The sequence below is a fragment of the Pedococcus bigeumensis genome, assembly GCF_006438965.1.
Classification (GTDB): Bacteria; Actinomycetota; Actinomycetes; order Actinomycetales; family Dermatophilaceae; genus Pedococcus; species Pedococcus bigeumensis_A.
The window spans coordinates 157,561-178,640 of record NZ_RCZM01000001.1 but is presented as its reverse complement, the minus strand read 5'-3'; the positions used below and the strand labels follow the sequence as shown (position 1 = coordinate 178,640).

General features: G+C 70.1%; 14 protein-coding genes. 11 read left to right on the top strand and 3 right to left on the bottom strand.

Features of this window, described 5'->3' with window-relative positions:
• Window positions 1-17 precede the first annotated feature (17 nt).
• The 7 genes from EAH86_RS00800 to EAH86_RS00770 all read left to right on the top strand — a co-directional run bounded on the left by EAH86_RS00800 (window position 18) and on the right by EAH86_RS00770 (window position 8,495).
• A complete protein-coding gene (locus EAH86_RS00800) occupies window positions 18-2,198 on the top strand; it encodes a hydantoinase/oxoprolinase family protein (protein WP_140736731.1) in 2,181 nt (726 codons plus the stop codon).
• Entirely contained in the window at window positions 2,195-4,123 is a 1,929-nt protein-coding gene (locus EAH86_RS00795) for a hydantoinase B/oxoprolinase family protein (RefSeq protein WP_140736730.1), read from the top strand. Before EAH86_RS00800 ends, EAH86_RS00795 begins: the two co-directional genes overlap by 4 nt.
• A 135-nt stretch (window positions 4,124-4,258) precedes the next feature.
• Window positions 4,259-4,603: a PadR family transcriptional regulator gene (locus EAH86_RS00790; RefSeq protein ID WP_140736729.1), complete on the top strand. Its 345-nt coding sequence runs from the start codon at window positions 4,259-4,261 to the stop codon at window positions 4,601-4,603.
• Window positions 4,600-5,202, top strand: coding sequence for a DUF1700 domain-containing protein (locus EAH86_RS00785; RefSeq protein WP_140736728.1), 603 nt, complete (start codon window positions 4,600-4,602; stop codon window positions 5,200-5,202). Before EAH86_RS00790 ends, EAH86_RS00785 begins: the two co-directional genes overlap by 4 nt.
• Entirely contained in the window at window positions 5,199-6,389 is a 1,191-nt protein-coding gene (locus tag EAH86_RS00780; RefSeq protein WP_140736727.1) for a CaiB/BaiF CoA transferase family protein, read from the top strand. Before EAH86_RS00785 ends, EAH86_RS00780 begins: the two co-directional genes overlap by 4 nt.
• A 29-nt stretch (window positions 6,390-6,418) precedes the next feature.
• Window positions 6,419-7,510, top strand: coding sequence for an alpha/beta fold hydrolase (locus tag EAH86_RS00775; protein WP_241668109.1), 1,092 nt, complete (start codon window positions 6,419-6,421; stop codon window positions 7,508-7,510).
• Between the two features lie 133 nt (window positions 7,511-7,643).
• Window positions 7,644-8,495: a class I SAM-dependent methyltransferase gene (locus tag EAH86_RS00770; RefSeq protein ID WP_140736725.1), complete on the top strand. Its 852-nt coding sequence runs from the start codon at window positions 7,644-7,646 to the stop codon at window positions 8,493-8,495.
• Window positions 8,496-8,609: 114 nt separating this feature from the next.
• On the opposite strand, the gene EAH86_RS00765 is transcribed toward EAH86_RS00770, so the two are convergent.
• Both EAH86_RS00765 and EAH86_RS00760 read right to left on the bottom strand, forming a co-directional pair.
• On the bottom strand, window positions 8,610-9,926 hold the full coding sequence (locus EAH86_RS00765; RefSeq protein ID WP_140736724.1) for a fatty acid desaturase family protein: 1,317 nt from the start codon (window positions 9,924-9,926) through the stop codon (window positions 8,610-8,612).
• Window positions 9,927-9,935: 9 nt separating this feature from the next.
• Window positions 9,936-11,045 carry a ferredoxin reductase gene (locus EAH86_RS00760; protein ID WP_140736723.1) on the bottom strand — a complete coding sequence of 370 codons (1,110 nt, stop codon included), beginning with the start codon at window positions 11,043-11,045 and terminating at the stop codon, window positions 9,936-9,938.
• A gap of 89 nt (window positions 11,046-11,134) precedes the next feature.
• Between EAH86_RS00760 and EAH86_RS00755 the strand changes: the two genes are divergently transcribed.
• The 4 genes from EAH86_RS00755 to EAH86_RS00740 all read left to right on the top strand — a co-directional run bounded on the left by EAH86_RS00755 (window position 11,135) and on the right by EAH86_RS00740 (window position 15,668).
• On the top strand, window positions 11,135-12,364 hold the full coding sequence (locus tag EAH86_RS00755; protein ID WP_140736722.1) for a PucR family transcriptional regulator: 1,230 nt from the start codon (window positions 11,135-11,137) through the stop codon (window positions 12,362-12,364).
• A gap of 153 nt (window positions 12,365-12,517) precedes the next feature.
• Window positions 12,518-13,468, top strand: a complete 951-nt coding sequence (locus tag EAH86_RS00750) for a carbamate kinase (protein ID WP_140736721.1) — start codon at window positions 12,518-12,520, stop codon at window positions 13,466-13,468.
• 5 nt (window positions 13,469-13,473) lie between these two features.
• The gene (locus tag EAH86_RS00745; RefSeq protein WP_140736720.1) at window positions 13,474-14,613 is read left to right on the top strand and encodes a ring-opening amidohydrolase; all 1,140 of its coding nucleotides are present in this window, start codon (window positions 13,474-13,476) and stop codon (window positions 14,611-14,613) included.
• Between the two features lie 17 nt (window positions 14,614-14,630).
• Window positions 14,631-15,668, top strand: coding sequence for an acyltransferase family protein (locus EAH86_RS00740; protein WP_140736719.1), 1,038 nt, complete (start codon window positions 14,631-14,633; stop codon window positions 15,666-15,668).
• A 42-nt stretch (window positions 15,669-15,710) separates the two neighbouring features.
• Here the strand turns inward: EAH86_RS00740 and EAH86_RS00735 are convergent, their stop codons facing one another.
• Window positions 15,711-20,606: a nidogen-like domain-containing protein gene (locus EAH86_RS00735; RefSeq protein WP_140736718.1), complete on the bottom strand. Its 4,896-nt coding sequence runs from the start codon at window positions 20,604-20,606 to the stop codon at window positions 15,711-15,713.
• Window positions 20,607-21,080 lie beyond the last annotated feature (474 nt).

Below are 21,080 nucleotides of genomic sequence, written 5' to 3'. Positions count from 1 at the left end.
CCGGTTGAATCTCACCCATGGCGGAGCGGCGGATCAGGATCGGCATCGACACCGGCGGCACGTTCACCGACGTGGTGGCGTTCGACGAGGACTCCGGCGAGATGGTGACGACCAAGACGCCGTCCACGCCGAGCAACCCGGCTGACGGCTTCATCAACGGCGTCGCCAAAGTGCTCGACCTCATGAGCGCCTCGGGAGCCGACATCACCGCGGTCTGCCACGGCACCACCGTCGCCACCAACAAGCTCCTCGAGGGCAAGGTCGAGCGCCTCGGGTTCATCACCAGCGAGGGCTACGAGTTCATGCTCGAGATCGCCCGGCAGGCGGTACCGGACGGCTACGGCAACTCCTACTTCTGGGTGAAGCCGCCGCGGATCGTGCCGGCCGATGCCGTCCGCACCGTCGGTGGCCGGATGGACTTCCAAGGCAACGAGATCCGCCCGTTCGATGAGGACACCGCCGTGGCCGCGGCCCGGTGGTTCCGCGACCGCGGGATCACCACCCTCGGTGTCTGCTTCCTGCACTCGTACGCCAACGACACCCACGAGCTGGCGATGCGCGAGATCCTGACCCGGGAGCACCCCGAGGCGATCGTGTCGATCTCGAGCGAGGTGCTGCGCGAGTACCGCGAGTACGAGCGCTCGATGACCACGCTCGTCGACGCGGCGGTGAAGCCGAACGTCAGCCGCTACGTCACCAACATCCACACCCGGCTCGACGGCTTCGCCCGCGGGATCCCGTTCTACATCATGAAGTCCAACGGCGGCGTGCTGTCTGCCGACGAGGTCGTGCACCAGCCGATCACGACCGTCCTGTCCGGTCCCGCCGCGGGTGCGCTCGGCGCCGGTCTGATCGCCAAGCGGGCCGGCTTCGCCGAGGTGTTGACCTGTGACGGCGGCGGCACGTCGACCGACGTCAGCGTCGTCCTCGACGGCGAGCCGACCCTGACCACCGAAGGCACCGTTGGCGCCTACCCCAGCAAGATCCCCATGATCGACGTCGTCACCGTCGGCGCCGGCGGTGGGTCGATTGCCTGGATCTCCCCCGAAGGCACCCTCAAGGTCGGGCCACACTCCGCGGGCGCCGACCCCGGCCCGCTCTGCTACGCCAAGGGCGGCACCCAGCCGACCATCACCGACGCCCATGTCGTCCTCGGACGGATCCCCCCGCACCTGCTCGGCGGAGAGATCCCGCTCGACGTCGAGGCGGCGCGCGCCGGCATCGACACGCTCGCCGCGGAGCTCGGCATCGACCCGGTGCGGTGCGCCACCGGCATCCTCGAGATCTCGGCCTGGAACCAGGCGAACGCGCTGCGCCAGGTCTCCGTGAAGCGCGGCCTGGACGTGCGCGACTTCATGCTGACGACCTTCGGCGGTTCCGGCTCACTGCTCGGCTGCCGCCTGGTCGACATCCTCGACCTCGCCGGCGTCGTCGTCCCGCAGAACCCCGGCAACGTCTCCGCCTTCGGGCTGCTCACCGTCGACGTGAAGAACGACTACGTGCAGACGATGGTCTCCAAGCACACCACCCTCGACCATGTCGCCGTGCAGAAGACCCTCGACGAGCTCACCGCCAAGGCCGCGAAAGCCCTTGACGGTGAAGGCTTCCCACGCGACGAGCACCGCTACTCGCGCACCGTCGACTTGCGCTATTTCGGCCAGGCCTTCGAGGTGCGGGTCCCAGCCCCGGAGGGCACCGTCGACGAGGCGTATGCCGCCCGCGTCGCCGATGCCTTCCACGCCGAGCACCGCGCGTTGTACGGCTACGACTTCCGCGCCGACCCCAGCCAGCAGGTCGAGTGGGTCAACCTCCGGGTGACCGGAGTCGGCCCGATCACCCGTCCTGAGCTGCGTGAGGTCGAGACCCGCGACGCGACTTTGAAGGCCAGTCCGGGTGATGGTCCACAGGATCCTTCAAACTCGGTCGGCTCTTCATCCTTGCCCGCGCCGACGAGCACGCGCGCCGTGTGTTTCGACGCCGACACCGGGCCGGCCGACACCCCGATCTACTGGCGCCCCGACCTGCGGGCCGGCGACACCCTCGAAGGTCCTGCGGTCATCGAGGAGTTCGGCTCCACCGTGCCGGTCCACCCGGGGTTCACCGTGCGCGTCGACACGATCGGCAACCTCGTCATTACGCGGAACCCCTCAACAGCCCCGACCACGACGGCTGCAGCCACGACAGCAGGTGCGCGATGAACAACGCCGGCCTGCCCACGGCATACGAGCACGGCAACCGGCTCACCGCACCGGGGAGCACGGTCGACCCGATCCTCGTCGAGATCGTCCAGGGCACCCTCGCCAGCGTCGAGATGGAGGTCGAGACCGCCATCGCGCGCACCAGCCGGTCCCCCATGATCCGCGACGCCCACGACTTCCGCGCCGGCATCCACGACCGCCAGCTGCGCAAGCTGACCGGGCGGTCCTACTCCGCACTCGTCCACCCCATCGCCCGCGACTTCCCGCTCGACGAGATGGCCGAGGGCGACGTCTTCTTCCACAACGACGTCTACGAGTCGGAGGGTGGCATCGGCCATCTCCCCGACTTGTGCGTCACGGTCCCGGTCTTCAACGGTGGCGAGGTGGTGGCGTTCGTCCAAGCGTTCGGCCACCACGACGACATCGGTGGTGCGGTCCCGGGTTCGATGCCGAGCAACGCGTCCAGCGTCTACGAGGAGGGTCTGGCCGTTCCGCCGATCAAGCTGTGGGACAAGGGAGTTCCCAACAAGGCCGCGCTGCGGATCATGACCCGCAACTCGCGGATGCCCGACTCGCTGGCCGCCGACCTGGACGCCGAGTGCTCGGCCTGCCTGATGGGGGCGCGACGACTCTCCGAGCTGTTCGAGCGCTACGGCCGCGAGACCATCGAGGCGGCGTTCGACACGATCCTCGACCAGACGACCGAGACCTACCGACGCGAGATCCTGTCCAAGATCCCCGACGGCACCTACGTCTGGGAGGACTACGCGGAACACGACGGCGTCGACGAGCCCAGGCTGCACACCCAGCGGATCACGCTCACCAAGGAGCCCACTGGTGGCCCCGGTCCCGGTGACGGCGGACCACGGCTGGTCATCGACTTCACCGGCACCGCGCCGCAGGCCAAGGGTCCGATCAACCACTGCGGCGACTACGTCGGTGGCAACTTCCTCAAGAAGTGGCTCGCGCCGATCCTGCGCAACCTCGCCGACACCCCCGAGCGGATGGCCGAGCTCGACGTCAACGAGGGCATCGTGCCGCTCATCGAGATGCGCTTCCCCGACAAGGGCACCCTGCTGACCCCGATCTTCCCGGCGCCCACCAACGCCAGGACGTTCGTGATCCTGCGGCTGCTCGGCGTGCTCGCCGGCGTGGTGGCCAAGGCGGTCGACGGCAAGATGCCGGCCGACCAGGAGACCATCCGCTACACCGGCGTCTACGGCAAGGACCGGGACGGCAACGACTACCTCATGCGTGAGGTGCTCGGTGGCGGTTCGGGTGGGCGCTACTACGCCGACGGCGAGGACACCATCCACGTGGTGCCCGACTCGCGGAACCTGCCGACTGAGTTCACCGAGAGCCGCTTCCCTTTCATCGTCGAGCGACTCGGGCTCGCCGTCGACTCCGGAGGTGCCGGTCGCTACCGCGGTGGCCTTGGCTACGAGAAGCAGATCCGGATGCTCAAGGACGCCAACTTCATGTCGATCGCCGACCGGTCGATCCTCGCCTGCTGGGGGGTCAAGGGTGGCAAGGCCGGCCGCTCGTTCAGCGTGACTGTCGACCTGGACGGCCCGGACGAGCGAGAGGTCGACGCCCTGGCCGACTCCGAACCGGTCAAGGCCGGCCAGGTGATCCGGATCCGCACCACCGGTGGCGGTGGGTGGGGCGACCCCCTCGAGCGTCCCTACGAGGACGTCGAGCGCGACCTGCGCTGGGGCAAGGTGTCCTTCGACGGCGCCCGCACGGCATACGGGGTCGTCGCGTCGGGGACCAAGGACGAGCCGGTGATCGACGAAGCAGCCTCCGACGCCCTGCGCGCCGAGCTGCGCGCCGCTCGTCCCGCCGAGGAGCCGTTCTTCGACCGCGGCCCCGGCTACGCCCGCCTCGCCGACGGCAAGACCTCGGCCGACGTCGACTGGATGTGAGCGGCGCTGCGACGTGCAGAAGGCGGCATCCAGCAACGCGTCGGTGCACAGCACCTGGATCACCCGTGGGCACTGCACGTCAGTGCGCCGCGCCGCCCTTGCGATCTCTCCGGAACAGGCTCTATCTTGTGTCGCATGGTACCCGGCGACGACGTCATCCTGACGCACCTTCGTCGTGGGGCGCTGGAGCACTGCGTCCTGGCCATGCTCGAGCACGAGGAGCTCTACGGGCTGGACATCGCGCGTCGCCTCACACCCGACGGGGTCCTGATGTCGAGCGAGGGGACGCTCTATCCGCTGCTCGCCAGGTTGCGCAAGGCCGGTCTGGTCGACACCACGTGGCAGGAGTCGGCCGAGGGACCACCCCGCCGCTACTACTCCCTCACCAGCGACGGGCGCGCCTCGCTGGCCGCCTTCAAACGCACCTGGAAACCGTTTCGCGACGCGGTGGACACCGCGCTCCTAGGGGGACAGCCATGAGCCCACGCACCACCCACCCGCTGGTGGACGCCTACCTGCGCGACCTGGAGCTGCTGCTCCACGGGATCGAGCCAGGTGAGCGCGCCGAGGTGCTGGCCGGCGTCCGCGAGCACCTCGACGGCAGCCTCGCTCCCGGCGCCGATGATGCGTCGGTGCGCGCCGTGCTCGCCGAGCTCGGCCCTCCGCAGGCCATCGCCGACGAGGCGTATGCCGGTCGCCCGGCTCCCAGCCCGACACACGACACCCCCTCCCGCTGGCAGCCCGTCACGGCGTGTGCCATCAACGCCCTGGGCCTCCTCCTGGTCGCCTTCTCGACCGTGTGGGCGATGGGCCCTTGGGAGGTGATCGCATCGGGGCTGCTCTTCGCCCTTCCTTGGTGTGCGGCCTTCGCGCTGTCGATGCTGGCCCGGACCTGGACGCCCCGACAGCGCCTGGCCTCGGCGCTGCTCTACCCCGCAACCCTGCTGGGCATGGGCGCATTGATGGCTGTGATGCTGGCCCTGGTCGGGCCGGCATTCTTCAACCTGATCCCCACGGTGGCCCTGTTCGTTCTCGCTGCTGTCGTCCTGGTCCGGCTGACCAAGGCAGCCCTGCGATGACCGACCAGACAGGGCCCCTGCACGACATCACCGTCATCGACCTGTCGCGCGCCCTCGCAGGCCCGCACGCAGGAATGATGTTGGGAGACATGGGCGCCCGCGTCATCAAGGTCGAGACGCCGGGCACCGGTGACGACACCCGGGGATGGGGGCCACCCTTCGTCGGACCCGAGGACGACCCGATCTCGACGTACTTCCTCGCCGCCAACCGCAACAAGGAGTCGATCACCCTCGACCTGAAGTCGGACGACGGCCGCGACGTCCTCACCCGGCTGGTCACCCACTGCGACGTGCTGATCGAGAACTTCCGCCCCGGCGTCCTCGACCGGCTGGGCTTCTCGGCCGAGCGCCTGCACGACCTGAACCCGAGACTGGTCCTGTTGAGCATCAGCGGGTTCGGCCACGACGGACCTCAGGGCGGTCGCCCCGGCTACGACCAGATCGCCCAGGGCGAGGCCGGGCTGATGTCGGTCACCGGACCCGACGCCGACACCCCGCAGCGCGTCGGCGTCCCCATCGGCGACCTGCTGGCCGGCATGTACGGCGCCTACGGCATCGTCACCGCCCTGCACGAACGCAACACCACCGGCGTCGGCCGCGTGGTCCGCACCAGCCTGCTCGCCGCTCTGGTCGGCGCGCACGCGTTCCAGGGCACCGCCTACACCGTGGCCGGTCACGTCGGCCGCGCCCAAGGGAACCACCACCCGTCGCTGTCGCCCTACGGCCTGTTCCACTGCCAGGACGGCGACATCCAGGTCGCCTGCGGCAGCGAGTCCTTGTGGGTCAAGCTCGCCGAGGCGTTCGACCTCGACCCCGCGACCCCCGGCATGGCGACCAACCGCGAGCGCACGGTGGCCCGCGACCAGGTGACGGCCGCGCTCAACGCCGCGTTCGCGGCATACCCCCTCGCCGTCCTCCTCCCGCGCCTTGCCGAGCTGGGCATCCCGGCCGGTGAGGTCCGCACCATCGACCGCGTCTACGACTGGGACCAGACGCGTTCGCAGGGCCTGGTCCTCGACATCGACCACCCCGTGCTCGGCCCGATCGAGATCCCCGGCCCGCCGATCCGCTTCGACGACAACACGTATGCCGGTGGGCGCAGTGAGCACCTCGCGCCGCCTTCGCTGGGGCAGCACAACGAGAGTGTCCGCGCCTGGCTCGACGAGCTCGACGAACACCCCGGCTGAGCCCGAGGGCGCGTCGTACCATCGGTGAGGTGGGCGTGGATGCGCAGCAGCCGAGGCAGGAGATCCGCTTCTGCCGTGCGCCGGACGGCGTCCGGATCGCGTATGCCGTGCACGGCAGCGGGCCGCCCATGGTCGTGGACTCCTGCTGGCTCAGCCACCTGCAGTACGACTGGCAGTCACCGGTCTGGCGGCACTACCTCGCGGAGTGGGGCCGCAGCAACACGGTGATCAGGTTCGACGAGCGCGGCCACGGGCTGTCCGACCGCGACGTCACCGACCACAGTCTCGAGGCACGACTCGGCGACCTGGAGGCCGTGGTCGCCGATGCCGGGTACGAGCGTTTCGCGTTGCAGGCGATGGCCCAGGGCGGCCCCGTGGCCATCGCCTACGCGACCAGGCATCCCGAGCGCGTCTCCCGGCTGGTCTTCTACGGCAGCTACGCCTGCGGTGTCTCCGACGACCCTGAGGATGAGCAGCTCAACGACACCTTCGACCAGCTCATCAAGGTCGGCTGGGCCCGCCCGGACTCCGCGTTCCGCCGGGTCTTCACCTCGATGATGATCCCGCGGGCCACGGAGGAGCAGCACGTCTGGCTCGACGAGCTCCAACGGGTGTCCACCTCCGCCGAGACCGCACGGGCCTCGAGGCGGCAGCGACGTCTGGCCGACAGCTCCGCGCTGTTGGCCGGCCTCGAAGTCCCCACCCTCGTGCTGCACTCACGCGGCGATCGGATGAACCCCTTCGAAGAGGCTCGCCGCCTCACTGCAGGGATCGCCGGGGCGCGGCTGGTGGCGCTCGAGAGCGACAACCACATCGTGCTGGAGGACGAGCCGGCCTGGCAGGTCTACCGCGCGGAGCTGCGCGACTTCCTCGAGGCGGACGTCCCCGCTCCCCGAGAGCCGGCCCCGGAGCGCCCGCAGACCCTCGAACAGCTGTCGCCCCGCGAGGTGGAGATCCTGCGCCTCGCGGCAGTGGGGATGGACAACGACGACATCGCCCAGACCCTCACCCTCAGCGTCCGCACCGTCGAGCGCCACCTGAGCAACGTCTACGCCAAGCTCGACCTGCACGGGAAGTCTGCCCGCACAGCAGCCGTCGCACGCCTGCTCACCCGCGCCTGACGGCATACACGCCGCAGCGCGTGCGTCGCCACGACCCCGAGGTTGGGTGCACCCACGGATGCCGCGCCATCCTGCCCAGACCTACCTTCGTGGTCGCAGGGGTGAAACCACACCACCAAAGGGGAAGCACAGCATGACCACCCAGACATCCGGGACCGCGATCACCGACACCGACGAGGACCGCGCCCTCAAGTCCAAGCACGCCACGATGTGGGCGCTGGGCAACTACCCGGTCGTGGCGAGCGACATCATCGACTCGCTGGGCCCGATCCTCGTCGAGGCGGCCGGGATCACGGCCGGCCAGCGGGTTCACGACGTGGCTGCCGGCTCTGGCAACGTCGCCATTCCGGCCGCCCGCACCGGCGCCGACGTGGTGGCCACCGACCTCACGCCCGAGCTGCTCGAGAAGGGGCGGCGCGACGCCGAGGCGGAGGGACTCACGCTCACCTGGCAGGTCGCCGACGCAGAAGCGCTGCCCTTCGACGACGCCGAGTTCGACGCGGCTCTCTCGTGCGTCGGCGTCATGTTCGCGCCGCACCACCAGGTGGTTGCTGACGAGCTGTTGCGGACGGTCCGCCCCGGCGGGACCATCGCCCTGCTCAGCTGGACGCCGGAAGGCTTCATCGGGCAGATGTTCGCGACGATGAAGCCCTATGCCCCGCCGCCGCCTCCCGGCGCGCAGCCTCCGCCGCTGTGGGGCCACGTCGACCACGTGCGCGAGCTGTTGGGCGACCGGGTCGAGGACCTCACCGCCCGTCAGCAGGACCTCGTCGTGGACGAGTTCGCCACCCCGGAGGACTTCCGCGACTTCTTCAAGACCAACTACGGCCCGACCATCGCCGTCTACAAGGCGATCGCCGACGACCCCGACAAGGTCGCCGCGCTTGATCGCGACCTCGTCGCACTGGCCGAGCGGTTCGACCGTGGGGACGGTCACACGGTGCTCGACTGGGAGTACCTGCTGGTGACCGCTCGGCGGGTCTGAGACCTCGGCCTCGGCACCTGACGAGGTCACAGCACACATGCGTCAGGCCGCCCGGGAGTCCGGGCGGCCTGACGTCGTACGTGATGGGTCGTCGCGCGACCCGCGTTCAGCTGGTCAGGCGGTGCGCACCGGACGACGGTTGCGCAGCTTGCGACGCACCTGCTTGCCGATCTGCTGGGCGGCGATGCCGACGCGTCTGCGGCCGGGCTCCGGGTTCGGGAGCGACAGCGAGATGACCTGTCCCCACGCGGACGCGACCTGCTTGTAGAGCGGCCCGGTGGTGTACGTCAGGCCGTATCGCTCACAGATCTCCTGCACCCGCGGGGCGATCTCGCCGTAGCGGTTGCTCGGCAGGTCGGGGAACAGGTGGTGCTCGATCTGGTGGCTCAGGTTGCCGGACATGATGTGCAGGGCCTTGCTGCCCGAGATGTTGGCCGAGCCGAGCATCTGGCGCAGGTACCACTCGCCGCGGCTCTCGCCATCGATCGAGGCACGGGCGAAGGTCTCGACGCCGGCCGGAAAGTGACCGCACATGATGATCGAGTGGGTCCAGACGTTGCGGACGAAGTTGGCCGTGGCGTTGGCCGCCATGGTGTGCAGGAACGACGGGCCGGACAGCAGCGGGTGGAGCAGGTAGTCCTTGCGTGCCTGGCGGCCGACCTTGCGCAGCACCATCTTGCCGTTGCGCTTGAAATCCTCCTTGTCGCCTCGACCAGCGAGCTGCTTGCCGATCTCGAGGTCGTAGGCGGCGATGCCGTACTGGAAGAAGCACATGTTGAGGAAGTTGTAGATCGGCTGGCCGAGGTAGGCGGGGGTCCAGCGCTGGTCCTCGTCGACCCGCATGATGCCGTAGCCGAGGTCGTTGTCCTTGCCGATCACGTTCGTCCACGTGTGGTGCAGCTCGTTGTGGCTGTGCTTCCACAGGGCGGCCGGGGTGGCGCTGTCCCACTCCCACGTCGTCGAGTGGATCTTGGGGTCGCGCATCCAGTCCCACTGGCCGTGGAGGATGTTGTGGCCGACCTCCATGTTGTCCAGGATCTTGGCGACGGACAGGCCGGCGGTGCCGACGATCCAGGCCGGCGGGAAGATGGCGAACAGCAGCACGGCGCGCGAGGCGAGCTCGATCTTGCGCTGCACGTCGATGACCTTGCGGATGTATGCCGCGTCCTCGACACCGCGGGACTCCAGAACTCCCTGGCGCAGCTCGTCGAGCTCCATGGCGAGGGCTTCGACGTCCTCGGCGGTCAGGTGCGCGGTCGGGTCGGCCTTGCCGGAGCGCTTCGGCACGTGGCGTCGCTCGGCGATGGCGGTCGACAGCCGGGTGTTCGTGGGTCGGGTCGCGCTCCGCGCGGAGGGCACGCCGGGTGCCTTCGGGGTGGAGGCAGCGGTACCGTCGATCGTGAGGTCAAACTTCTCTGCGGTGGCAGTCATGACGTCTCCTTAGAGGTCGATCTCGCAGTGGCCGGCAGCCGCCGACACACAGGTCTGGATGCGGATGCCGTCGCCCTTGGCGGCAATCGTGAGGTCGCCGTTGCGCAGGTCGCGCACGGCACCCTCCTTCAGGGGCACGACACAGCCGAAGCAGATGCCCATCCGGCAACCGGACGGCATCAGGACGCCAGCGGCTTCGCCGGCGTCGAGGATCGGGGTCGCGCCGTCGGCATCGACGGTGATGCGCTGGGTACCGAAGGTGACGGTGCCACCCTCGCCCTCGGCGATGATGACCGGGCGGAAGCGCTCGGTGTGGAGTCGGTCGGTGATCTCGGCGTCGGCCCAGGCCGCCTCGAAGGCGTCGAGCATGCCGGTCGGGCCACAGGCCCAGGTCTCGCGGAAGCGCCAGTCGGGCACGAGCTCGTCGAGCGCGTCGGTGCCGACCATGCCCTGCGTGTCGGTGTGCCGCTCGACGAGGCGGATGCGGCCTGCCTCGGCCCACTCGCGCAGCTCGGCGGCGAAGATGACGTCCGGCTCGGTCGGGGCCGAGTGGATGACGACGACGTCGTGCAGCTCGTCGAGGTGGTTGCGCAGCATCCCCATCACGGGCGTCACCCCGGAGCCCGCCGTGACGAACAGCGCGCGGGCCGGGCGCGGCGACGGGAGGGTGAAGTCGCCGGTCGCCTGGTCGAGGTGGATCAGGGTGCCCGGCTGGAGGGCGCGCACCACGTGGTTGCTGACCTTGCCGTCCGGGATCGCCTTGACGCAGATCGAGATGATCCCGTCCGAGGCGTCCACCGGCGAGGTGAGCGAGTAGGCGCGCCAGTTGCGCACCCCGTCGACGTCGACGCCGATGCGGATGTACTGACCGGGCACGTGGCCGGCCCACGATCGACCGGGCTTGATGCGCACCGTCACGGCATCCCGGGTCTCGGGGGTCACCGACACGACGCGACCACGGAGGTCGGCGCCGGCGCGCATGGGAGCGATGAGGTCGAGGTAGTCGTCGGGCAGCACGGGGGTGACTACTGCCTCGGCGACGCGCCGAAGGACCGTACGCAGGGACGGCCGGGATCTCGTGGACCCAGGCGTCGTGCGGAGCGGGAGAACTGCGGTCATGGTTCCACTATGGGCGATCAGGTAGGCTAATTTCCTGACCAGAGCGCGTGAGAATCTCGCTCCAAATTGTTCGCAAAGGACAAACATCCATGGTGACCTCGGTCAGTGGAACGGCTGCTGAGCACGCGGCGGAGCTCAGCATCCCACCGGAGGTCCAGAGCGAGCTCAAGCACGCCCTCCCCCGGGTGGCGGCCGACGCGGTCCAGGCGATCATCGTCGAGGTCCCCAGCTACGCGGAGGCCAGGGACTACCTCGTGGGCAACATCGAGTCCGCGGTGCAGGTCGCCCTCGGCAGCTTCCTCACCATGGCGGCCCGGTCCGACGACCCCAGCTCACCCCTCGGCCCGGCCCGCCAGGCCTCCTACGCCCTGGGCAAGGGCGAGGCTCGCAGCGGCCGCAGCATGGACGCCCTCCTCTCGGCCTACCGCATCGGCGCCCGGGTCTCCTGGCGCGAGCTCTCGGCGGTCGCCGTGCGGGCCGGGATGTCCGCGCCGCTCCTGGCGCAGTTCGCCGAGCTGGTCTTCGCCTACATCGACGAGCTGTCCGCGGCCAGCGTCGCCGGGCACGCCGACGAGCTCGCCACAGCAGAGCGCAGCCAGGAGCGACTGCTCGAGCGGCTCGCCCTGGACCTGGTGCGTGGCGCGTCCGAGGAGGTGAGCGCCCGGCGGGCAGAGCGCGCCAACTGGGCGCTGCCCAAAACGATCACGGTGCTGCTGGTCCCGGACGACCGGCTGCACCAGGCCCGCGCCCTGGTGGACCCCCGCACCCTCGTCCTCGGCGAGGACCTGCCGGATCTGGCGTCTCGCGAGGACTTCGTGGCCCTCCTCGTGCCCGACCTGCGCATGCCCGCCCGGCGCCGGCTGCTGCGGTCCCTGCGCGACTACGGCGGGGTGCTCGGACCGAGCAGACCGTGGCTGCAGACGGCTTCCTCCTACCGACGTGCGCTGCGGGCCGCGCGCCTGCTCGCGGCCGAGAACTCCACCAGCGGGGCGGCATACGACACGGACGCACACCTGGCGGAGCTGGTGCTGAGCGCAGACGCCGAGGCCCTGGCCGACCTGCGGACGCGCGCCCTCAAGCCACTGGACGACCTGACTCCCGCGGCACGCGAGAAGCTCGTCGAGACCCTGCGCCTGTGGCTGCTGTTCGGTGGCCGGCGCGAGGCGGTGGCGGCCGGCCTGTTCGTGCACCCGCAGACCGTCCGCTACCGCATGGGGCAGCTGCGCGAGCTCTTCGGCGACGACCTCGACGACCCCCTCAAGGTGCTCGACCTCGTCCTTGCGCTGGGAGTGCCCACGGGCGAGATCCCGGCGCCCTAGACGATCCGCCAGCCGCGAAGGGGGCGGCGCAGACGTCACCCGGCCCACGGCATACATCTGCCAAGGCAGGCTCGCCCGTTGGGCAGGTCCTGCCAACGTCACGTGCCGTCGCGCATCCCTAGGCTCGCCGCACGGACGACGAACGGAGGTGGCATGCGGGTCCTGATCGCGCTCGGCGGCAACGCCATGACCGGTCCCGACGGCAGCGCCACCCCGCAGGCCCAGCGGGAGGCCATCGCGGTCGCGATGGACCACGTCGCCACCGTCGTCGCGGCCGGGCACGAGGTGGTGCTCACGCACGGCAACGGCCCCCAGGTCGGCAACCTGCTCGTGAAGAACGAGCTCGCAGCCAACGTCGTCCCGCCCGTCCCCCTCGACTGGTGCGGCGCCCAGACGCAGGGCACCATCGGGTTCACCATCCTCGACACCCTCGAGCCGGCCCTCGCTGCCCGCGGTCTGACCCACCCGGTCGCTGCCCTCGTCACGCGCACCCTGGTGGACCCGGACGACCCCGGCTTCGCCACACCGACCAAGCCGATCGGCCGGTTCCTGCCACACGACCAGGCCCGGCCGCTGATCGAGCACGGCGAGACGTGGGAGGACCGTGGCGAGAAGGGCTGGCGTCGCGTCGTCGCCTCGCCCGAACCGGTCGAGGTCCTCGAGACGCACACCCTCCTCACCCTGCTCGGCGCGGGTTACGTCGTGGTCGCGGCCGGCGGTGGCGGCATCCCGGTCGTCCGTCACGCCGACGGCACCGTCCACGGCGTCGAAGCCGTGATCGACAAGGACCTGACCGCCGCGGTGCTCGCCCGCGCCATCGGCGCCGACGCGCTGGTCATCGCGACCGACGTGGCGAACGCCGTCCTCGACTTCGGGACACCGCGGGCGCATCCGGTCGGCCGGGTGCCGCTCGCCGAGATGGAGGGGTATGCCGCGGACGGCCAGTTCGCGTCCGGCTCGATGGGGCCCAAGGTCGAGGCCGCCATGCGGTTCGTCCGGCAAGGCGGTGGGCGCAGCGTCATCACGGCGCTCGACCGTATCGCCGACGCCCTCTCCGGCGAGGTCGGAACCATCATCGAACCAACGACAGACAACGGAAGGTGACACCCATGCCCGAGCCCATTGAGGTCCGCAAGGTCCCGATCCACAGCGTCGCGGACGCCAGCGAGCTCGCCAAGCTCATCGACGACGGCGTGATGGACGCCAGCCGCGTCATCGCCATCATCGGCAAGACCGAGGGCAACGGCGGCGTCAACGACTACACGCGCATCATCGCCGACCGGGCGTTCCGTGAGGTGCTGGTCGCCAAGGGTGCCCCGGCCGACCAGGTCAAGCAGGTCCCGATCGTCTGGTCCGGCGGCACCGACGGGATCATCAGCCCGCACGCGACGATCTTCGCGACCGTGCCGGCCGACCGGGCGGAGCAGTCCGACGAGCCGAGGCTGACCGTGGGGTTCGCGATGAGCGAGGCGATCCTGCCCGAGGAGATCGGCTACACCGGCATGATCACGAAGGTCGCCGACGCCGTGAAGGTCGCGATGGAGAAGGCCGGCATCACCGACCCTGCCGACGTCCACTACGTGCAGACCAAGACTCCCCTGCTCACGATCCACACCATCCGCGACGCGGAGTCGCGTGGCCAGTCCGTCTGGACGCACCACACCCACGAGTCGATGGACCTCTCCAACGGCACCACCGGGCTCGGCGTCGCCGTGGCGCTCGGCGAGATCGAGATGCCCACCAACGAGGACGTGATGAACAACCGCTCGCTGTTCTCCGCCGTGGCGTCGTGCTCGTCCGGCGTCGAGCTCGACCAGGCCCAGGTCGTGGTCGTCGGCAACACCAAGGGCATCGGTGGCCGCTACCGCATCGGCCACTCGGTCATGCGCGACGCCCTCGACGCCGACGGCATCTGGTCGGCGATCAAGGACGCGGGACTCGAGCTGCCCGACCGGCCGCACACCAGTGACATCCAGGGCCGCCTGGTCAACGTGTTCCTCAAGTGCGAGGTCAGCCAGGACGGCGCTGTCCGCGGGCGCCGCAACGCGATGCTCGACGACTCGGACGTGCACTGGCACCGCCAGATCAAGTCGGCCGTCGGCGGCGTCACCGCCGCCGTGACCGGCGATCCCGCGGTCTTCGTCTCGGTGTCGGCGGCCCACCAGGGCCCGGACGGCGGCGGCCCGGTGGCTGCGATCGTCGACCTCGGATCGGGAGAACCGACGCGATACCGCCCACCAGCACCCTGAGGCGACAGACTGGGCCCATGCCCACGACCCGCCGCCTCGACGGGCTCGATGCCGCCCGTGGGCTGGCCTGTGTCTCGATGCTCGTGGCGCACCTGTGTCCCGTCGGCGGGCCGTTCGTCGTCAGCGAGTACCTCACGGCGCCACTGTTCGCCGTCATCATCGGCGTCTCGATGGGGCTCGTCCTCACCGAGCGGCACCCGACGACAGCCACCTTCCTGCACGACAACCTCCAACGAGGCCTGGTCCTCGTCGTCCTCGGGGTCCTGCTCCAGCAGGTCTACAGCCAGATCGACGTCGTGCTGCCCTACCTCGGGCTGCTCGTCGTCGTGATGGCACCGCTTGCCCTACCGCTGCACCGGCGGCCCGCCCTCACCCTCGGGGTGGCGGCCGCAGCTGCCGTCGCCGGTCACGTCGCCCTGGTGCGGGCGCGCCTCGCCCTGGACCAGCACTACGCCACCTGGCCACAGTGGGGGGAGGACATCGTCCGGTGGGTCGCCGCCGGCGACTCCTACCGGCTCGTCTCGTTACTGCCGATGGCGCTCGGCGGGCTCGCGCTGGCGACCGTGCTGCGGCGGGCGACCCGACCACGGACGGGGTATGCCGTCGTCGCAGCCCTCCTCGTGGCGAGCGTCGCGGCCTACCTCGTCGGACGGACGACCCCCGACGGTTCGGCGCCCTACTCGGGGACGACCGCCGAGGTCGTCGGTGCCACCCTGCTCGCGGCTGGCGCCGTGATCGGATCCTTCCTGGTCCTCGCGCTGGCCAGACGGCTCGGCGTCGGTCGGGTACTCGACCCGGTCCTGTCGACGGGTCGCCTTTCTCTCACCGCCTACACCCTGCAGATCCTCTTCCTCGCGGCGGTGGCCGTGGTCCGCGGACCCGTGCGCGACGACTCGTGGTTCGTGCTCGGCTCGACCACGGTCGTCGTCGTCGGTGGCTGCTGGCTGTTCGAGCGCCGGCTCGGCGTCGGGCCCCTCGAGTGGTTCGTGCGCAGGACCCGCCCGACCACCCACCCTGTGGCCGGCACCGAGCGCGTGAGGAGTACGAACGACTGACGGTGCCCCCGACCCCTCCAGGTCGAGGGCACCTCACCCGGGCTAGCTGCCGCTCGGCTGTGCGACGGTCGTGACACCGGCCACCGTGACCGGCGAGGTGCGCCGCGTCGTCGTGCCATCACCGAGCTGGCCTGCGCGGTTCCCGCCCCAGGCCGACGCCGAGCCCGTGGAGCGTCCGCTCACGGAGAAGTCCGCCCCGACGGCCAGTGAGGTGGCGCCGGTCAGCCCCGTCACCCGGACCGGACTCAGCCGGTCCACGCGGCTGCCGTCGCCCAGCTGGCCTTCGCCGTTGTCCCCGAAGGCGCGGACCGACCCGTCGGCCATCAGCAGGACGGTGTGGGCGCTGCCACCAGACGCCCATCGGACCGCTCCCCCAGCCGTCACCTGCACGGGTGACCGGGACGGGGTGGTGGAACCGGTGCCCAGCTGGCCCTTGGCGTTGGCTCCCCACGCGTAGACCTTGCCGTCTGCCGTGACCGCCAACGTGTGCTGGTAGCCAGCACCCACCGCAGCCACCCCCGACAGGCCGGCAACGGCAGCCGGGGTGGCGCGCGAGGTGGCGGTGCCGTCACCCAGCTGCCCCGAGTAGCCGGCGCCGAAGGTGTAGACCCGGCCGTCCGTCGTCGCCGCCACCGAGTGGAACTGACCAGCCGCGACGCCCTTCACCGCGGGGAGGCCGGCAACTCGAGCCGGGCGAAGCACCGTGGACGACGGGGGCTTCCCGGTCTGCCCGAACGTGTTGGCGCCCCAGGCATAGACGGCGCCATCGAGGGCGACGGCCAGCACGTGGTTGCGGCCGGCCGCGATCGCGGCAATGGGTGGCAAGCCGGTGACCGCGCGTGGAGTGGTTCGGGACGTCGTGGTCCCGTCCCCGAGCTGCCCCGTCGAGTTGTCGCCCCAGGTGTAGACGGCTCCGGTGGAGTCCAGAGCGACCGAGAACAGTCCGCCGGCAGCGACGGCGCGCACGCCGGTCAGGCCCGGGACGGTCACCGGAGTCGTCGACCCCACTGTGCTGCCGCGGCCCAGCTGACCGTTTCCACCTGCTCCCCAGGCCTTGACGGTCCCGTCCGCGAGGACGGCCAGCGTGTGCTCGTCGCCGGCCGCCGTCGTCGCCGTCAGGGGAAGGCGGAGTGTGACTCGCTGGACGCACGAGGCCGCGTTGTGCGAGCCGTCCGTCGCGGTCCAGGTCACCTCGGTCGTGCCGAGCGGCCACTGAGCAGGGGCGGTGTGGGTCACCGACGGGTTCGGATCCACCACGTCCGACGTGGCAGGCGTTCCGAGGCTCGGAGCACCCGTGTAGAACGCCGCGACGTCGACGGGGCACTGGATCGTGGGTCGCGTCGTGTCGACCACCCTCACCTGCTGGGTCGCCGTCGCCGAGTGCCCGGCGGGGTCGGTCGCAGTCCAGGTCACCGTCGTCGTACCCAGCGGAAGGAGGGCCGGCGCGTCGTTGGTCAGGTGCACCTCGTCGGCGGCACTGTCCGGGTCGTCAACGGTGACACCCGTCAAGGTGCCCCGCCAGCCGCCAGTGGCATTGCCCTCGAACGTTCGGTCGACCACGGTCAGGACCGGCGGTTCGGTGTCAGTCGGCCCGCACGTCATCACCAGTCGCAGGTCGGTGACCGGCGGCGGGATGGCCAGGACATCGGTGCTGGCGTCGGTGCACCCCGCCTTGCTCGCGACGACACGGTAGAAGCCGGCGACGACATCCCAGCCGAAGTGGCCGGAGGCCAGGGTGGTCATCGGGTTGGCCCGGTTCGCCGGGGACATGATGTCGCTGCCCGTGGGCACGGTCGCGAACGGACCTTCCGGGGCGTCGCTTCGCGACAGGGTCACGGTGGCGCCCGACACGGGGGTTCCCCGCTGGTCGACGACGAGACCGGACGGGTCGATGTAGATGTCGAAGACCACCGTCTGGGTGCTGCCGTCCGGGCAGACGATGACAACGAGGACCTCGGCGGCTCCATGGTGCGGGTAGAGCGGCGGGATGCTGGCCGAGTAGTGGCCCTCGCCGCCCGCGGACAGCGGTCCCGACGCGAATGAGCTGCCGATCGTCGAGCCCTCGGTGCTGATCACCTCATAGGTCGCAGTTCCACCCACGCAACCGGTGGTCCGCAGCGTGAGCGTGTCCTGCCAGTTGACCATGGGGATGTCACCCGAGCCGACGAGCGGCCCCAGGGTGGTGCCCGGTGGAACTCCCGCGATCGACGCGAGATCGATGTCGACACGGGTCAGCTCGCCCTCCTCGACCACGACCGAGGCTGCGGTCCGGGGCCGCGCGTTGGTGCCGCTCGGCGGGTAGGCCGACACGTCATACACCCCGGGGGCGAGGCCCACCGCGGAGAACGTGCCGTTCGCGCCGGTCCGCGTCTGGTAGACGCACTGCCCGCCCCCGTGTGGGCACACCTGCAACGGGGCCCCCTCCACGGGCACACCTCCGCTGGTCACCGTCCCCTGGACACCGGTGGAGGAGTTGCCCGCGTTGCCGCCGCGGACCTTGAACAGGTAGTGGCCGTCGCTGTTGAGCCCGAGGTTGCTGTGGGACACCAGGGCGTGTGGTCCGCCGTCGACCAGCTGGCCGCTCTGCATCGAGCCCTCGAGCTGGAAGAAGCCGTCAGCCTGACCGTTCCCGGCCGAGTACCCGACTCCCGCGGGCGTGCCGCCGAAGCCGCCGAAGCCGCCCGAGGCATCCCCGGTCTCCCACTGGATGTGCCCGTAGTTGAAGACCATGTCGAAGTCGCCCGGGGCGAGGTCGGAGCGGTCCACGAGCAGGAGCTGGGCGGAGACCAGCTTGTCGTCGTGGCCCGAGTAGTAGCCGACGTTGACCCAGTCGACGCAGAACGCAGCGCGACCGTTGTACGTCGTCGTCCCGTACCCGTAGCGGACGGGGGCGGAGCCGGTGCCGCGCGTGTCGATGTCGGCGAAGAACGGCGCGATGATCGGTGGCACGTTCGCGGTGAGGGTGAATGGCGTGAAGGTGGACATCGGCTGGTTGAAGGTGACGTTCCCGTTGTTGTTGACGAACAGGTACGTGTAGGTCGTCCCGAAGTAGTTGATCGCGAACGGGAGGTCGACCGCGCCCGTCGAGCCGTCGTCGTTGGGCGACAACGAGGTTGCGGTGCAGGCCTGGTCGTTGATGACGGCACCCGCGCTGACCGAGGTCGCCTGTGCACAGCCCCGGAACGGTCCGGTCTGCGGGTCCGAGGTCGACGTGCCCACCACGCGCAGGTAGACGGTGGAACGGCCGTCGCTGATGCTGCTCCACTCGCGGCCGGTCGGCGTCCACGACGTCGAGGTGAGCGTGCTGGACGTGAAGTAGGGGTTCGACGACGTGGCCGAGTCGACGGCCTGCACGACGAACCTGTCGTTGGCATAGGACGTCCCGGCATTCGGGGTGTTGCCCTCCTGCCACGAGAACGTCGGTGGCTTCGAGAGCTCGCCGGTGGTCGGCGTGAGGCCGTACGGCGCGATGCGTGCACTGCTCAGCTCGCAGCCGAGCGCGCTCTCCTGACTCCCGGTGAGTCGGCTGGACGTGTCGGACTCCCAGGCGTAGTTCAGCAGGTCGGAGAGCCGGTTGCCGGGCGACGCCGCGATGAGGCTGTCGAGGTATGCCGCCCCGAGCGGGTACGTACCCTCGGCCGCCATGCCCCACAACACGCCGGAGATGGACATCTCGTTGTCCTCGCCGTGGAACGTGACCGACTCGCCGCCATCGGCCCGGGCGTTGAAGCCATCGTGGTCGGTGCCGTCCTCGCCGTTCCGGACGTCGTCGTAGTAGCCGTCACCGACTCCAGCGATCGTCGGGTGCGCCTCGAGCTGGCCGGCGGCCAGGGCGTAGTAGTCGGCGTATCCCTCGGACCAGGCCAGCTTGCCGCCGTCCGACTTGCCTCGGGGGGCGATGAGGTTTCCGACGTCGTCCTTGAGGTCACAGTTGTCGCTGGCGAGGTTGGCCGACACGCAGTGCGTGCCGCCGATCAGCGGCGTCAGGTCGTGGTGCATGTCGTACCAGTGGCCGTACTCGTGGTTCACGACGTCCCAGGCGCTCCACTCGTAGGCGCCCAGCGTGATCCCGCCGCTGTTGGTGTAGGCGTTCTCGTTCTTGTCCCCGGCGGGGTAGTGCACGTCGACCTTGGCCTCGTCGCCGTGGCCGCTGCGAACCGCGAAGAGGTGGGCACTCCACAGCGCATCGTGGATGGCGAACGCGTTGCCACTGGCGTCCTGACGCCCCACGTCGACGATGAAGGCCGCGTTGTCACCCGGGTCGGCGCCATCGATGTCGACGAACTGGCCGTACGTGTCGAAGGACAGGAAGCTGGACGTGCCGACCCGGCCGGCCGAGCTCTCTGCCTTGATGGTCACCCGGACGTCGGTGTTGTCGCCGATGTCGGCGCTGAGGCTGAACTGGCCGAAGTCGTCGGTGCTGGTGGTGCCGAGGTGCGAGCCCAGGAAGCCCTTCTCGTCCACCTCGACCTGCACGTGCCTGGCGGGGTGGGAGTCCCCGTTCCAGTCCCGGTAGGAGACGTGTGCCGAAATCGTGAGCGGCGAGTCAGCCGCCGCGGCGGCCGTGCTGGCCCGCGTCAGCTTCAGCTTGGTCTGATCCGCGCCCATCCGGGACAGCTCGAGGTATGCGGCGCGGCGACCTTCCTGGGTCGGCTCGTCGACCTTGATGGCCTCGACCAGTGAACCCTGCTGTGTGGACGCCTGCGCCACGCCACCAGCACGCGTCGGGGCCAGCCACACCGACGAGGACGACACGAGCGGTTCGTCGTCGTTGCTGGTCACCTCGACCGTGACGCTGCCGGTTCGCAACTCGCCGAGCTTGGCCGGGACGACGACCGACGCCGTGCCGTTGCCGCGCATCGTGACGGTGCGTTGGGTCGTCCCAACGGTGACATCACCGGTCGCGGTGACGGTGACGGCATACGTGCGGTGGGGCACTGCCTTGATCGTGAAAGTGGCGGTACCCCGCGACCATGACCCCTTGAGAGTCGTTGCTGGGTCGGCCTGCCGACCTCGCGGGCGCGGCGCCGGCTTGCTGCCAGTGCCCTTGCCGCCCTTCGCCTCAGCGGCGGCCTTCCCGGCAGCCGCGGCGGGCCGCTGTTGTGGCGACGGCGTGGCGGCGGACGCCATCGAAGCCTGCATCCCAAGTCCGGCCACGACGACGGCGACCGCGCAGATTGCGGACGAGGCACGTGCCCCTCGGCGAACACCTGACACGAACATGCGCGACCCCCCAGTCAGTTCACGACGAATGGCCGGAAGCGTAGCCACGTCGTTTGGGCCACGTGGTGTGAATGGAGCAAATAGCATCGATGCATGCGTCAGGGCGGCTGGACAGGAGTGAGGACGGGGGTGTGCGCCCTGGTCCTGACCGCCTGCAGTCCGTCGGCCACGGATGGCGGCGGAGCGAGC